The organism is Rhizobium etli CFN 42, from assembly GCF_000092045.1.
Classification (GTDB): domain Bacteria; phylum Pseudomonadota; class Alphaproteobacteria; order Rhizobiales; family Rhizobiaceae; genus Rhizobium; species Rhizobium etli.
Map to the genome: position 1 here is coordinate 62,578 of NC_004041.2, position 13,435 is coordinate 76,012.

Consider the following 13,435-nt stretch of genomic DNA (forward strand, 5'->3'; position numbering starts at 1 on the left):
GCTTTCGCAACACCAAATATCTGGGTACTCACAGGCCCGGTTGGCGTAGAGGCGGTCGGGCCTGTGAATATTTGATAGCAATAAATTTAAGTATGAATTTCATGCGCAATCTGGATATCTGCTGCGCTTTATGGATAAAAACGTTCAATTTTAATATAAAGGTCGAGAAAGTTGTCAAAGCGATTGTAATTTCCGAAAATTAACCATCGGTTAAGTTTAAACAATTGACCGGCCGTTTTTTTATCCATATCAAATCATGCATTCATTTTGATAACTCCTTGATGGAAGTGCTCATATGGCCGTAGATGCAGTGAATTCCGACCTGAACCTGGCGCCTGCAAACCCTGTCTCGGTGGAGCTGACGACTGATAAGACAGATTCCAAGGACACCACCGGCAGCACGACGAAAAAGGTCGATCCGAACAGCGAGAGCGAGATACTCTCCGCTGCCGTGGACGCGTTTCTGCCAGGCATGATTTCCAACACCCTGATGCTGAACAATTCGCTTTTCAATTTCGCCAAGGAGGCGATCGACGAAGGCAGCGACGAGTAGCGTTCCCGTTCATCGTTTGCAGTTGACGTGTACCGAGTTGAGGAATTGCAATGAGCGGAGAAGAACTTACCGGCCGCGCCTTTACGCCGCCCGTTGATGGCGTATCGACAGGCAATGTGCTGAAGACCTCGGAGATCGTGGCGGAGCGGATCGGGCTGCAGCCGGCGGATTTCGCCGGCCTTCGGCCAACCGAACTCACCTCCATTCCCAACATCCAGGGCCGCAAGATCGCGCCTGAGTCCGACGCCGTCCCGCCCTCCTATTCACCGGAAGGCAATACCAGGCCCTCCAGCATTCTCGACCGGCTGTCGGCATTCTTCATGCCGGTGGCCGGGAACGGCCAGCCGGAGACGCCGCTGGTGCGATTTGCCGCGGACAAGGATCACAGCGGCCCGAAGATCGAAGACATCACGACATCGATCGACCGGCTGGAGAAATCACAGCAATTCGCGACCGGCACGACGCTGCTGTCGTCACTCACCCAGTCGGTGATGTCGTCGTCCAAACGGCTGACGCAGGGCCAGTGAATATCATGATCACATCGGCCCTTGCGAGATCACCGATCACTTCGCCCGCGCGCAAAGTCCTTCCGAAGGCCGCCATGCTCGCTTTCTGCCTGTTCCTCGCCGCCTGCAGCCAGGACGTGCTGACGGGACTCGATCAGCGCGATGCGCTGGATGCTCAGGTCCTGCTCGAACGCGCCGGCATCTCCGTCACCATGAGGAGCGAAAAGGGCGGGACCTATGCGATCGCCGCTGAATCAGCCGATCATGCCCGGGCGATCGAGTTGCTGGCGGGCGCCGGTCTGCCGCGTCAGTCGTTCGGAAATGTCGCCGAACTCTTTCCCGGCAACGGCTTCCTTGTGACGCCTTACGAACAAAAAGCCCGGATGAGCTACGCCATCGAGCAGCAGCTTGCCGAAACGCTTTCGGGGCTTGACGGCGTGGCGACGGCGCGCGTCCATGTGGTGCTGCCGGAGGAAAACGGCCGCGGGCTCATCAAGGAAAAGGCGAGGGCGGCGGCCGTGTTGCAATATCGCCCCGGCGCCAATCTCAACGAGATCGACATGAAAAGCCGGTCCGTTCTGGTCAACAGCATCCGTGATCTCTCTTACGAAGATGTCTCGGTGGTGGTCAGCCCCTGGTCGGAGGTCGGCGCGCCGGCGGCCCCGCCGGCAACGGCAGCATCGGCCCCGGCGGCAACCGTGACGCCGGCACCCGCCGCAGCGCCATTCTCGATGGTGCAAAGCGCTCTCTCGGCTTTCAAGGCCCCCAATCTGGCCGTGATCGGCGCAATTATCCTCGCCATCGGGGCATGCCTGCTGCTGCTGTTGCCGCAGCGGAAGGAGCGCTGAGCATGCGCACGCCGCGTTCGGACGGCGAGGCGATCTCGGATGCGGCGAGGATCCGCAGGGCAGCGCTGCTTTCCGCGGATATGCTGACGGCCGCCCGATGGGATGGGACCGCGCCGCTCCTTGCCGATGGGTCTACCCTGTCGCGGCGGCTGCACCGGCGGCTTTTCACGGAGATCGCAGAAGCCCATGGCGACCCCGCCACATTTACCGACGGCGCCCGCCGCCTGATTTCCATGGACGCGGACGGACTCTCAAAGGCCGCGTTCCGGGCGGGCTTCGCCTATCATCTCGCAGCCTTCTGCCCCGCGGTCGATCGCCCGACCCTTGCGAGGCTCAGGGCCGCCTACGGCGAGGAAGCGGTCGCATTCGCCCTCGGCCACATCAATCTTTCCACGGCAACGCCGCCGCTTGATCTGTTGAGCGAGCAGGCAAGGCATGTCGTCGAGGCCGATGGCTGGTCGATGCTGACGCTTCTGGCAGACGAATATCGGATCTCTGCGGCATGGCGGTGGGCGGGCTGGCGCGACATGGCCGAAAACGGCTCGGCTTCCCTGTTGAAGAGCCCGGCGCTCGTTCTGGCGACGGCCGCCGTCGACGAGGTCGCCTCCACACAGGAAGGCGCCGGACGATGAGCTCGGGATTTGCACGCCACGACCGCATCATTCCGGCGGAAAACTTCGGCCAGATCAGGGAGGCGGCGCAAATTCTGGCGGCTGCCCGCCAGGACGCCGCCCAATCCCAGGCCACACTTGCAGCCGCCAGCGAGCAGGCCGCCCAATACGGCTATCGCGACGGGTTCGAACAGGGCGTTCGTGATGCCGCCGCACGGCTTGCCGCCTCGCTCGGAAAAGCCGAACAGGAGATTGCCAATCTCGACAGCTGGGTCGAGGCGGTGGTTCTGAAATCGGTCGGATTGATCCTCGGATCGATGGAGGCCGACGAACGCACCAGGCGATTGGTCCGCCACGCCATATCCCAGACCGCAGAGGCCCAGGAGATCGCCCTCCATGTCGCCCCCGAGGATGCCGCCATGATCGCCCAGGCAATTGCGGATATCGATCATCGCATCACTATCGAAACGGATCCGCTGATGTCTGCCGGCGAGATCGTCCTGGAGACATCGGCGGGACGAAGCCAGATCGGCTTGAAAGACCAGCTCGCCACCGTGATCGAGGCCCTCGTCCATGGCTGACGCATTGCTTCGCATGGAGCGGACGCTCGAACAGACGGACGTGCGGCGGCAGAGCGGCCGCGTGACGAGTGTTTCGGGCCTGCTGGTGCGGGCGCTCATCCCCTCGGTTCGGATCGGCGAGCTCTGCGAACTGCATGAGCCGGGCAGGGGCCGCATCGGCCTCGCCGATGTCGTCGGTATCGACGGCGAGACGGCACTTCTCTCGCTTCACGGCGAAACCCGCGGCATCTCCCAGCGCACGGAAATCGTCCCGACCGGCCGGGAGCCGGCGATCTCTGTCGGCAACTTCCTGCTCGGCGCGGTCGTCGATGCGCACGGCAACGTCCTGCGTCCCTCCGCCAATCCGGCCGGCGATGACGCGCGTTTCCTGCAGCCGCTCTACGGCCAGCCGGTCAACCCCTTGTCGCGCCGTCCCATCCGCCAGCCGTTCACCTCGGGGATTGCCGCCCTGGACGGATTGCTGACCTGCGGGCAGGGCCAGCGCATCGGTATTTTCGGCGCGCCCGGCGCCGGCAAGTCGACGTTGGTGTCCCAGATCGTCGCCAACAACAAGGCCGATGTGATCGTCTGCGCGCTGGTGGGGGAACGCGGACGCGAGGTCGGCGAATTCGTTGCCGACAACATGCCGGAAGGCGTTGCCTCGAATGTGGCGCTGGTTCTGGCGACATCGGATCGCCCGGCGCTGGAGCGGTTCAAGGCGGTGATGACGGCAACGGCGATCGCCGAATATTTTCGCGAGCAGGGAAAACATGTGCTGCTCGTCATCGACAGCGTCACCCGCATGGCCCGCGCCTTGCGCGAAGTCGGGCTTGCTGCCGGCGAACCGCCGGTGCGGCGCGGCTTTCCGCCTTCCGTATTCGCCGTCTTGCCGCAGATCTTCGAGCGCGCCGGCAACAGCGCAAACGGCACGATGACGGCTTTCTATACGGTCCTCGTCGAAGGCGAAGAGCAGGACGATCCGATCGCCGAAGAAACCAGGTCGCTGCTGGACGGCCATATCGTGCTCTCTGACAAGATTGCCAGGGCGGGCAATTTTCCGGCGATCGATGTGCTGGCCAGCCGAAGCCGGACGATGAGCGCGGTGGTGAGCGAGAGCCATCGCCAGGCAGCCGACAGGCTGCGCGCCCTGCTGGCCCTCTATGACGAGGTGGAACTGCTGATCCGCGTCGGCGAATATCGCCAGGGGCGCGATGCCGCCGTCGACGAGGCCGTCGCCAAACACGGGCTCATCCAGCGCTTCCTGTTTGACGGCCAGGGCAAGCCGCAGCCGTTCGGCGCGATCGTCGAAGCGCTCGAGGAGCTTGTCCGATGAATATCGCCGCGCCCGCATGGCCCGACTCATCGATGGCCGGGAGCTTCTTTTCCCGTTCCGGCACGACGATGCGCGCCGCCTGGCAAATTCCGGTCCGGGAGCAGACGCTTTCCGTTCGCCCGCTGTCCCCCGATATCGCGGCCACGCGGATCGCCGATCCTGTCGGCATTCTCTGCCGCGTCGGCGAGCAGGATCAGATGCTGATTGCTTCGGCCGGAGCATTGCGGCTGCTGGCCGAAAGGCTGGAACCGCTGCTGCTCTGGGAAAAACTGTCACCGCATGAAAAGGCGGCGGTGGTGGAACATCAGTTCGCCGAGGCCTTCGAGGCAATCGAGAACAAGATCGGCATCGGCCTTTCGCTGCTGGAGATCGGCGCGCAGCCGGAGCCGGATTTTAGCGGCAATTTCGGCTTCGAAATCGGCTGGAGCGGCATGAGCCTGCCCTTGAGCGGCCGTTTCGATGAAACCTTCCTTGCCGGCCTCGTCGGCTGGGCAAGCCGCCTACCGCGCCGCACGCTCAATGCCCTGACGACGGCGGTCAACATCCGGCGCGGTTATGCCGTGCTGTCGGTCGGTCAGATCAAATCCCTGCGATTGGGGGACGGCATCGTCATCGATGGGGGGGCACCGGAGACCGTGGTCGCGATCACGGGTGAACGTTACCTTGCAACCTGCATGCGCTCGGACAAAGGCGCGGTCCTCACCGAGCCGCTCCTGTCGACGCCAACCGGACCAATGAGGCATTTCATGACGAATGACACCGTCGATCAGGAATTGCAGGGCGAGCCGCGTCCGTCGCCTGTCGACAGCATCCCGATCAAGCTGGTCTTCGATGCCGGACGGCTGGAGTTGCCGCTGCGCACACTCGAGACGATCGGCGAGGGCTATGTGTTCAACCTCGACAGGCCATTGTCGGACGCCGTCGATATCATCGCCCAGGGCCGCATTATCGGACGGGGCGAAATCATTTCCGTGGATGGGTTGAGCGCCGTTCGCGTCACGGCGCTGCACGACTGATGGAACAGAGCTTTCCTCTTGCCCAGAGCCTCGCGGCAATGGCGGCGATCTCGATGCTGCCGGTCATTGCCGTGATCGCAACCTCCTTCACCAAGATTTCAGTCGTCCTGCTGATCGTGCGCAATGCGATCGGCATCCAGCAGACGCCGCCGAATCTCCTGGTCTTTGCGATTGCCATCGTGCTCTCGGCCTTCGTGATGAACCCGGTGCTGCAAAACAGCTGGCAATTGCTGCTCGCCCATAGCGGCGATTTCGGCACGGTCAGTGGCATGGCGGACGGCATGATCAAAGTGGCAGCGCCGCTGAAGGATTTCATGCTGAAATTTTCCGACGCCGAGGTGCGCGACTTTTTCGTGCAGGCGTCGCAGAAGATCTGGGCAAACGCGCCGGCAACCCCCATTGCCTCCGACGATATCACCGTGCTGACGCCAAGCTTCCTCGTTTCGGAACTGACGCGGGCCTTTGAAATCGGATTTCTGATTTATCTGCCCTTCCTGATGATCGACTTCGCCGTCTCCGCCATTCTGGTGGCGCTCGGCATGCAGATGATGTCCCCGACCGTGGTGTCGACACCGCTGAAGCTGCTGCTGTTCGTCTCGATCGACGGCTGGCGGCGATTGCTGGAAGGTCTGGTGCTGTCCTATGCGCAGTGAGCATCGCGCCTTGACGAAAGCCCCGGTTCGAGCGCCTGCCGCGCCCACGCGAAAGGCCTGCCACCATGGGTGAAGACCAGGTCGCAGCTGAAATCGGCATGTCCGTCATGGCGACCTTCGCCTTGGCCGGCCCCATTCTGGGCCTGGCCGCGCTTCTCGGGCTGATCATCGCCATTTTCCAGGCTGCAACGCAAATCCAGGAACAGACCATCGCGCAGATCGTCAAGATTTTCGTGATCTCCATCACCCTGCTGCTGTTCGGCCGGGTGCTGGCAACGCCGCTGATCGAACATTCCGTTCATATCCTGAACGACTTCCCGACCATGGTTCAGTGAGGCGGGGCGGATGGGGCCGGATCATCTTCCGCTCGTCGGCATCGAGGTCGCGGCACCGGCCGCAGCCATGCTCGGCGCCGCCCGCGCGCTCGGGATCCTGCTGATCTTCCCGATCTTCTCGCTGTTCAGCATCGTCGGCATTCTGCGTTTCGGCCTGGCAATCGGCCTTTCGGCGCCCTCCGTCGCCTTCGCCTATTCGGTGCTGGCTATCGGAGATACGTCCTGGTTCGATCTGGCCGCCCTTTCGATGAAGGAACTTTGCTTCGGGGCGCTCATCGGCATGGGGCTCGGCATTCCCTTCTGGGCGGCCCAGGCGGCGGGTGATATGACCGATGTCTATCGCGGGGCCAATGCCGCCAATCTCTTCGACCAGATCAACGCGCTGGAAACCGCGCCGCTCGGCTCGCTGATGATGTCGATCGCCCTGGTGATTTTCGTCAGCGCCGGCGGCATCATCGATCTGGTCGCGATTTTCTACAAGTCGTTCGAGTTCTGGCCGCTCTTCAAGCTCATGCCCGCCATGCCCGACGATCCGCTCGACATGATCCTCGGTGTATTCGGCCGGCTGTTCAAAGCGGCCGGATTGCTTGCCGCCCCGTTCATGATCGTCACCTGCGCGCTCGAATTGTCGCTGGCCTTCGTTGGCCGCTCGTCGAAACAATTCCCGCTGAACGATAGCCTGCCGGCCATCAAGAACTTCGCGGTCGTGGTCATTCTCGTCATCTACACGGCCTTTATCTCCAGCTATTTCCACGATCTCTGGATCGACGGATTCAACGAGGTGAAAGCCATGCTGGAGGTGACCCATGGCCAAAAATGACGATACCGAGGAAAAAACCCTGCCGCCGAGCCGGGTGAAGCTCGATCGGCTCCGCCGCGAGGGCCAGGTTCCCCGCTCGAAGGAAATCCCGGTTGCGATCTCCGTCCTTGCCATCGCCGTCTACGTCACCTGGGGCTTGCCTGATATCCTCGAGGATTTCACCCGCAGTTTCGATGCCGGCCTTCAGTCCGCCGCGCGAGCCGACGTCTCCGACGCCGTCACTGTCGGCTTGAGCGAAACCGGCGTGGCGCTGCTCGATCTCATCTGGCTGCCGCTTGCCATGGGTCTTGCCGCGACCATCCTGGTGTCGATCCTCGACGGGCAGGGGTTTCCCGTATCGTTCAAACATATGAGCTTCGATTTCACCCGGCTCAATCCGTTCGAGGGCATCAAGAGGCTTTTTTCGCTCGCGAGCATCGCCGAGTTCGTCAAGGGGCTCGTCAAGTTTGTCCTGCTCGCAACCGCCGGCGGCGGTGCGATCCTCTATTTCCTCAACAGCATCTTCTGGTCGCCTCTTTGCGGAGAAGCATGCACGCTCTCCACGACAGCCCATCTCCTCGGCTCGATCCTCGTCATTGCCGCCGGCATCATGGTGGCGGCGGCGTTTTTCGATATCCGCATTTCGCGCGCGTTGTTCAGGCACGAACACCGCATGACCAAGACCGAGGCGCGGCGCGAATACAAGGATACCCAGGGCGACCCGAAGCTGAAATCGGCGCGCCGGCAAATCGGCGCGGAAATGCGCAGCAGCCCGCCGCGCAGGCAAGGATCAGGCCGGCAATGAAAAGCGGGAGCCTAAGCCGCCCGCTTGATCTTCGCTTTGCGGTTCCGGTGGTCGGGCGTCTCAGACGCCCGATTGGTTGTCACCTACACGCGTCCAGTTCTTCACATCGTCCAGCGTGATATCGGAGAGGAACGTCACGCTGGCAAGTGAGCTGTCGGTGCGGAAGACGTTGCTGCCGTGGGAGAACGCCCCGCCATCGATGGTGACGTCGGCGTCGATCTGCTTGCCGCCGTTGGTGCGCACGAGCGTGGTAAAGCCGTCAGCGACGAAATCCTTCAGATAGAACCTCGTGTCGGCATTGATCTGGAAGATCTTGTCGGTCGCGCCCTTGGCGGAGCCACCGATAATAGTGATGTCGCCGGCGCTTTTTACCGTCAGCGCATCCTCGCCGACATTCTGCCAATTGACGTTTTCGAGCGTCGCGCCGTCATAGACGTGGATTCCGTCGGCGCCATTCTCGCCGAGATCGACATTCTTGAGCGTCGCGCCGTTCTTGAGAATGAACAGCGGCGATTGGGTTTCGGACTGGCCGCCATCGCCGAGCTTGGACGAGGCCGTATAGGTCGCGCCCTTGCCGTCGAACACGCCGCCATCCACGACGATCGGCTCGTTGACGACGATGACGCTGCCCTCTTTCGAGAGGTCGGGTTTTTCCGTCGTGGTCTGCAAAGTCGTGGCCTGTTTCTCGTCGGATGGATCCACCTTCTTGGAGTCGGATTGCCAGTTGATGTGCTTGCGCAGCAGATCCTTGGGGTCGGAATCCATGCCGTTTTCCGACGTTTCCCGCGAATTCGGCACATAGGAGGTCAGTGTCGGCGGGTTGCCGGAGAAATCTTCGAAGGGCGAGACCTTGCGGGTTCGGATGGTGGTGAAATCCGTGTCGGCCCTATTGCTGCCGCCAAGGCAATCGGACTCAAGGTCGAAACGGGAGGTTCTGTCGAAGTCTATGGGCCTTTGTCCATCTACGCCACACATTGCATTCATCCCCAGTTGGTCTCGTCTACTTCACTTGCTCTATCAGCCCGGCCTTTGTTTGGAGCCGGCAGCGTTCCGGATTTGCCCGATCTCTCCGATGGTTTCGATCGTTATATCCCTGTCGATCTCCTCCGCCGCCAGCACCGGAATGCGGCAGTTGTGGTGGATCATCAGCGTCTGGGTGAGCAGGCGCCACTCGCCCGGCACGATGATGATGGGATCGTATCCCCGCTCGTTGGCGTCCTCGAGAGCCTGCCTGGCTTTCTCGGCCAGCAGGCGCAGCCTTTCGGCTATCTCGATCTTCTCGGTCGCTCCAGCGGCGTCATAGGAGCGGATGAAGTGGTCCCATTCGGTGGGAAGCACCAGCGCCGGCAGCAATCCGCGCCGGTCGAGAAGCCCGAAGGCGATCTGCTTGACCAGCGCGGCGCGCGCCATTTCGGCCAGGGCATCCGGCGCGTGATCGGTGCCGGCGTGCAGCATCACTTCCAGCAGTCCGCGCGGCTGGGAAAGCGTCACGCCGGAATCCAGCAGGCGTCTGACGACCGCGACCGTCAGCATCAGCGGCACCTGGGTGGCGACGTCGATCGCCAGTTTGCCGAGACGCGGTTCGAGGCTGCCCAGCCATTGTGCCGCGTCGTCGACGCTGAACAGGGCGCCGATATGGCGGCGGACGATGCGCACGATGCCGTCGGCAATCTGTTCGGCCGTCCGTTCGGGACCGCAGCTGACGAGACCGGCGGGCACGTTTTCGACCTGAAGGTGGATCAGATCCTCGGCCATGCGGGGATCGGCGTTGAACGTCGGCACCGTCACGGAGACGCCGACGGCGCGCGCCGCCATGCGGATCCGCCCGTCCAGCATTTCGCCGAGTCGCATCGCCTCAAGCCGCGCCAGCGTTTCCACCGCGACGGTGGCGATGACGGGATCGCCATATTTCGTCCTGTCGAGCGGATAGGAATTGGCGCTTTCCACGGCATTCGCCGATGCGGCCGCGGCTGGGCCGGCGCGCCGGCGATGCACCATGAAGGCAAGGCCCGCCAGACACAGGCCGATCGCGCCGAGCACGCCTGTGGGAAATCCCGGCACGAAGCCCGCGCAGATCGTCAGCGCCGCCGCAATCGCCAATGCACGGGGCTCCCGGAAGAGTTCGCGGCCGATATCGCTGCCGAGACTGCCGTTGCCGTCATCGGACACGCGGGTCACGACGATACCGGCCGAGACTGCCATCAGAATGGACGGAATCTGCGACACCAGACCGTCGCCGATCGACAGCAGCGTATAGAGATGGGCGGCCTCGGCGAAGCTCAGGCCCTTCTGGAAGATACCGATCGCCAGGCCGCCGATGAGATTGACGGCGACGATCACCAATCCTGCGACCGCATCGCCCTTGACGAAGCGCATCGCGCCGTCCATCGCCCCGAAGAACTGGCTCTCCTGTTCGAGGCGCGACCGGCGCTTCTGCGCGGCTTCCGTGGTGATATGGCCGTTACGCAGGTCGCTGTCGATGGCGAGCTGCTTGCCGGGCATGGCGTCGAGCGTGAAACGCGCGCCGACCTCGGCGATGCGCTCGGCGCCCTTCGTCACCACGATGAACTGCACCAGCGCCACGATCAGGAAAATGATCAGCCCGACGACGACATTTCCCGCAACGACGAAATCGCCGAAGGCCATGATGATCTCGCCGGCATCGGCGTCCGCCAGCACGAGCCGGGTCGAGGAAATCGTCAAGGCCAGGCGGAACAGCGTGCCGATCAGAATGACCGCGGGAAAGGTCGAGATTTCAAGCACGCTCTTCAGATAGGTCGTGGTGATCAGCACCACGAAAGCGAAGGAGAGATTGAAAGCGATCAGCACGTCCAGAACGATTGTCGGAAGCGGCAGCACCAGCATCGTCACGACGGAGGCGAAAAACACCGCAAGCAGCATATCGGTGCGTTGCGCAAGCATGGCGATGGCGGATGACCTTACCTTCATGATCCGGCTTCCGACGCCATCGCCTATTCTTGTTCGCTGCTGGAAATTTCGGCGAGCTTCGGCTCGGCACTGCCGGCGGGGGCGAAATTGACCGTATCGTCCTCACTGTCGCGGGAAACGGTCATCTGGTCTTTGCCGATCTCCTTGATCCGCCAGCCGCTCGAAACGACATCGCCTTCCTCGTAGCGGCGGCCGTCGGAGCCGATGATGAATCTGACGGGCGTATAGCCGGCGGCGGCGACGAAGCCGTCGAGACCGGAAGAGAGGGCGGTGAGATCGACGATGGAAACGGAACCGCGCCGGCTCATCGAGGCGATGATGCTGCGCAGCTTGGCCTTGTCGGGCAGGCAGAGAGGGCGCGATCCTTCGCCGATGCGAATCTCGTCGGCGGTGGCGACGATGCTCAGATCTTGGGGAAGCTGAGCCATACGAATGACCTGGCGGATTTCGGCAGCAATTGCCGCCGATGACGGCGCCGGTTCCGGCGCGGCGGAAACCCTGACGAGCGGGGCTTCGTGAGCCGGCGCATCGCTGTTGTAAAGCCCGGCCAGCAAAAGCAACGCCGCCAGCCCGAGAAGGCCGGCAGCCGCAATCCGGCGTGGCGCGAACCGCACGCGCCCGGCGCCGAGACCTTCGAGTTCGCAGGCCGTGCCGTCGAAGGAGATGGTCTGCCTCTTCGTAAGGGTCATCGTCCGATCGCGTGGGATGGAACGACCGTTGATCACGACGTCATCCCGCAGCGCGGTCAACGACACCGTGTCGGAGCCGCGGGAGCGCTGCAAACTGATGGCAAAGGCGGGTTCTGGTTTGGCGCCGAGGATGATCAGGTCGCAATCGGCGCTGCCGCCGACCACCTGCCGCTCCGCCGTCAGCGGCAGATTGGAGCTGCGCCCGGCACGCGTGATGCGCAAGACCGGTCCGCCGCTGCCTGACGCAGCGTTGCCGGCGTTACCTCTGAATGTCGGCGAAGAGGAATCTAGATCCATAACCATCTTGTTCCCGAACCGTCCGTCGAGCGGCTTTTATTGTCTTCGAGAGCGGGGAAGCGAGACGGGCGAACCCGTCTCGCCATTGTTTCAATCAGCCTGGGCCGATCTTCTTGATGGCGTTTGCGACGCCGTTGATCTTGGTGATTTCGGTTGCAACCTTCAGGCTCTGCTCGGTCGCTTCGTTCTGGGCCGACTTGAAGGCGGAAATCGCCGAGCCGATGCCCGCATCAAGTGTCGAAGTACTAGCCATGTCTTGAACTCCTTGCATGGTTTTGGCGGCCAGAGCCTTGCAGAATTCAAGATCGAATTCAATAGCTTATGTTAAAAAGTTATTAATTCGCGATATGTACAACAAATGCGCGAAATGGATATCCGTCCTGTTCCCAGCGGACCGATGATCTGCAACAGTAGATCAGATAATTATTAATAGATTGGATTTCGCAGCCCTGCCTTCATTCGTTCATTAGTTGTCGGGCGATATCCGGATCGTGAGGTAAACTCAGATGTTTGCGCGTTTTGTTTACATGGCCGCTATCGGACTGCTGGCCTCCTTTCCTCCACCGGCCGGCGCCAGCGAGCGGGAGGTGCGCCTGGATGTCGTCTCCCTGCCGCTTGGCGATGTCGTCCAGACGCTGTCCTTCATGTCCGGCATCCCGGTCACGACAGTCGGGACGCTGAGCGGCAAGGTCGAGCACTGGTCCGTCCGGGAAAGCGGAGCCAAGGCCTTTGTCAAGCTTGGCGATGCCAGCAATCTCTTCGTCGCCTATGACGGCAGCCGCATCATCATCGCGCCGAAGCAGGAGGTCTCCACCGTTGTCCTCGATCGCGGCGGCCGCAGCTGGAAGACCGAGCAAAACGCCATTCGCGCGCTGTTCCCGCTGCTGCCGGACGATGCGCTGCGTGAAGATCCCGCCAGCGGCTTGGTGCTGGTGCGCGGGCCCGCCGTCTTCACCAAGGCCGTCGAAGACGTGCTGAGCCGGCAGCAAGCCGACAGCATCAAGGTCATCAAGGGCGGCCAGCTGGAAATCCTGACGACGAACAACGGTGCCTGAGCGGCTGATATGAAGGCGATGAAATCTCTCAGGCAGTTGCTGCAGATCCGCAGCCTGCGGGCGGACAATCTTTCCCGCAGCCTCTCCGAGGCGCGGGCGGATGCCGAAAGCGCGCGGGAGCGGGAAACGAAAGCCTCCGAAGCGCTCGACATCGCGGCAAGCCGGGCCGCCGGCAATCCTGTCGTCGACGTATTGCGCAAGAGTGGTGTCATCGCCGCCGCCGAGCTTCAGGACGCGCTGATGCGACAATCCGTATTGCGCAGCCATGAAGCCGATGCCGGCCTATCGCTTGCGCAACACAAAGCCGCCCGGCGCGCCGCGCAAGAGCGGGCAGAACACGTCGCCGCCGATTTTTCGCGAGCACAGAAGGCGGTATTGCGCGTCGAATTTTCGCTTGAAGCAGCGGAGAAAATCGACCGGTAGGGA

At 62.3% G+C, this 13,435-nt stretch carries 17 protein-coding genes; 13 read left to right on the forward strand and 4 right to left on the reverse strand.

Annotated features, from left to right (window positions below; all coding sequences use genetic code 11):
- Window positions 1–295: 295 nt before the first annotated feature.
- The 11 genes from RHE_RS29695 (at window position 296) to RHE_RS29745 (ending at window position 8,019) form a co-directional block, all read left to right on the forward strand.
- On the forward strand, window positions 296–553 hold the full coding sequence (locus RHE_RS29695; RefSeq protein ID WP_004672582.1) for a hypothetical protein: 258 nt from the start codon (window positions 296–298) through the stop codon (window positions 551–553).
- A gap of 50 nt (window positions 554–603) precedes the next feature.
- Complete coding sequence (locus RHE_RS29700) at window positions 604–1,080, forward strand: hypothetical protein (protein ID WP_004672583.1); 477 nt, start codon at window positions 604–606, stop codon at window positions 1,078–1,080.
- Window positions 1,077–1,907 (forward strand): type III secretion system inner membrane ring lipoprotein SctJ, encoded by an 831-nt coding sequence (gene sctJ, locus RHE_RS29705; RefSeq protein WP_042120090.1) that lies wholly within the window; start codon window positions 1,077–1,079, stop codon window positions 1,905–1,907. Before RHE_RS29700 ends, sctJ begins: the two co-directional genes overlap by 4 nt.
- 2 nt (window positions 1,908–1,909) lie before the next feature.
- Window positions 1,910–2,539, forward strand: coding sequence for a hypothetical protein (locus RHE_RS29710; protein ID WP_011053322.1), 630 nt, complete (start codon window positions 1,910–1,912; stop codon window positions 2,537–2,539).
- Window positions 2,536–3,099: a type III secretion system stator protein SctL gene (gene sctL, locus RHE_RS29715; RefSeq protein ID WP_011053323.1), complete on the forward strand. Its 564-nt coding sequence runs from the start codon at window positions 2,536–2,538 to the stop codon at window positions 3,097–3,099. Before RHE_RS29710 ends, sctL begins: the two co-directional genes overlap by 4 nt.
- Entirely contained in the window at window positions 3,092–4,411 is a 1,320-nt protein-coding gene (locus RHE_RS29720; RefSeq protein WP_004672587.1) for a FliI/YscN family ATPase, read from the forward strand. The genes sctL and RHE_RS29720 overlap by 8 nt, the downstream gene beginning before the upstream one ends.
- Complete coding sequence (locus tag RHE_RS29725; protein WP_011053324.1) at window positions 4,408–5,427, forward strand: FliM/FliN family flagellar motor switch protein; 1,020 nt, start codon at window positions 4,408–4,410, stop codon at window positions 5,425–5,427. Before RHE_RS29720 ends, RHE_RS29725 begins: the two co-directional genes overlap by 4 nt.
- The gene (gene sctR, locus RHE_RS29730) at window positions 5,427–6,080 is read left to right on the forward strand and encodes a type III secretion system export apparatus subunit SctR (protein WP_008534263.1); all 654 of its coding nucleotides are present in this window, start codon (window positions 5,427–5,429) and stop codon (window positions 6,078–6,080) included. The genes RHE_RS29725 and sctR overlap by 1 nt, the downstream gene beginning before the upstream one ends.
- Window positions 6,081–6,187: 107 nt before the next feature.
- Complete coding sequence (locus tag RHE_RS29735) at window positions 6,188–6,415, forward strand: flagellar biosynthetic protein FliQ (protein WP_225881834.1); 228 nt, start codon at window positions 6,188–6,190, stop codon at window positions 6,413–6,415.
- Window positions 6,416–6,425: 10 nt separating this feature from the next.
- Window positions 6,426–7,235, forward strand: a complete 810-nt coding sequence (locus RHE_RS29740) for an EscT/YscT/HrcT family type III secretion system export apparatus protein (RefSeq protein ID WP_004672591.1) — start codon at window positions 6,426–6,428, stop codon at window positions 7,233–7,235.
- A complete protein-coding gene (locus RHE_RS29745) occupies window positions 7,222–8,019 on the forward strand; it encodes an EscU/YscU/HrcU family type III secretion system export apparatus switch protein (protein ID WP_011053325.1) in 798 nt (265 codons plus the stop codon). The genes RHE_RS29740 and RHE_RS29745 overlap by 14 nt, the downstream gene beginning before the upstream one ends.
- Before the next feature lie 60 nt (window positions 8,020–8,079).
- Here the strand turns inward: RHE_RS29745 and RHE_RS29750 are convergent, their stop codons facing one another.
- From RHE_RS29750 to RHE_RS33950, 4 genes are all read right to left on the reverse strand, one after another.
- A complete protein-coding gene (locus RHE_RS29750; protein ID WP_004672592.1) occupies window positions 8,080–8,994 on the reverse strand; it encodes a pectate lyase in 915 nt (304 codons plus the stop codon).
- A gap of 42 nt (window positions 8,995–9,036) precedes the next feature.
- Window positions 9,037–10,968, reverse strand: a complete 1,932-nt coding sequence (locus tag RHE_RS29755; RefSeq protein WP_011053326.1) for a flagellar biosynthesis protein FlhA — start codon at window positions 10,966–10,968, stop codon at window positions 9,037–9,039.
- 23 nt (window positions 10,969–10,991) lie between these two features.
- A complete protein-coding gene (locus tag RHE_RS29760; protein WP_225882925.1) occupies window positions 10,992–11,879 on the reverse strand; it encodes a SctD/MshK family protein in 888 nt (295 codons plus the stop codon).
- A gap of 169 nt (window positions 11,880–12,048) precedes the next feature.
- Window positions 12,049–12,207 carry a hypothetical protein gene (locus RHE_RS33950; protein WP_004672595.1) on the reverse strand — a complete coding sequence of 53 codons (159 nt, stop codon included), beginning with the start codon at window positions 12,205–12,207 and terminating at the stop codon, window positions 12,049–12,051.
- A 253-nt stretch (window positions 12,208–12,460) separates the two neighbouring features.
- On the opposite strand from RHE_RS33950, the gene RHE_RS29765 reads away from it, so the two are divergent.
- Both RHE_RS29765 and RHE_RS29770 read left to right on the forward strand, forming a co-directional pair.
- Window positions 12,461–13,009 (forward strand): hypothetical protein, encoded by a 549-nt coding sequence (locus RHE_RS29765; RefSeq protein ID WP_008534289.1) that lies wholly within the window; start codon window positions 12,461–12,463, stop codon window positions 13,007–13,009.
- A gap of 18 nt (window positions 13,010–13,027) precedes the next feature.
- Complete coding sequence (locus RHE_RS29770) at window positions 13,028–13,432, forward strand: hypothetical protein (RefSeq protein WP_244425861.1); 405 nt, start codon at window positions 13,028–13,030, stop codon at window positions 13,430–13,432.
- Window positions 13,433–13,435: the final 3 nt, after the last annotated feature.

Coding starts and splice junctions, on each gene's coding strand:
- RHE_RS29725 (WP_011053324.1), top strand. CDS start 4,408: ATGAATATCGCCGCGCCCGCATGGCCCGACTCATCGATGGCCGGGAGC.
- sctR (WP_008534263.1), top strand. CDS start 5,427: ATGGAACAGAGCTTTCCTCTTGCCCAGAGCCTCGCGGCAATGGCGGCG.
- RHE_RS29765 (WP_008534289.1), top strand. CDS start 12,461: ATGTTTGCGCGTTTTGTTTACATGGCCGCTATCGGACTGCTGGCCTCC.
- RHE_RS29735 (WP_225881834.1), top strand. CDS start 6,188: ATGGCGACCTTCGCCTTGGCCGGCCCCATTCTGGGCCTGGCCGCGCTT.
- RHE_RS29745 (WP_011053325.1), top strand. CDS start 7,222: ATGGCCAAAAATGACGATACCGAGGAAAAAACCCTGCCGCCGAGCCGG.
- RHE_RS29770 (WP_244425861.1), top strand. CDS start 13,028: ATGAAATCTCTCAGGCAGTTGCTGCAGATCCGCAGCCTGCGGGCGGAC.
- RHE_RS29755 (WP_011053326.1), bottom strand. CDS start 10,968: ATGAAGGTAAGGTCATCCGCCATCGCCATGCTTGCGCAACGCACCGAT.
- RHE_RS29720 (WP_004672587.1), top strand. CDS start 3,092: ATGGCTGACGCATTGCTTCGCATGGAGCGGACGCTCGAACAGACGGAC.
- RHE_RS29695 (WP_004672582.1), top strand. CDS start 296: ATGGCCGTAGATGCAGTGAATTCCGACCTGAACCTGGCGCCTGCAAAC.
- RHE_RS29710 (WP_011053322.1), top strand. CDS start 1,910: ATGCGCACGCCGCGTTCGGACGGCGAGGCGATCTCGGATGCGGCGAGG.
- RHE_RS29740 (WP_004672591.1), top strand. CDS start 6,426: ATGGGGCCGGATCATCTTCCGCTCGTCGGCATCGAGGTCGCGGCACCG.
- RHE_RS33950 (WP_004672595.1), bottom strand. CDS start 12,207: ATGGCTAGTACTTCGACACTTGATGCGGGCATCGGCTCGGCGATTTCC.
- sctL (WP_011053323.1), top strand. CDS start 2,536: ATGAGCTCGGGATTTGCACGCCACGACCGCATCATTCCGGCGGAAAAC.
- RHE_RS29700 (WP_004672583.1), top strand. CDS start 604: ATGAGCGGAGAAGAACTTACCGGCCGCGCCTTTACGCCGCCCGTTGAT.
- RHE_RS29750 (WP_004672592.1), bottom strand. CDS start 8,994: ATGTGTGGCGTAGATGGACAAAGGCCCATAGACTTCGACAGAACCTCC.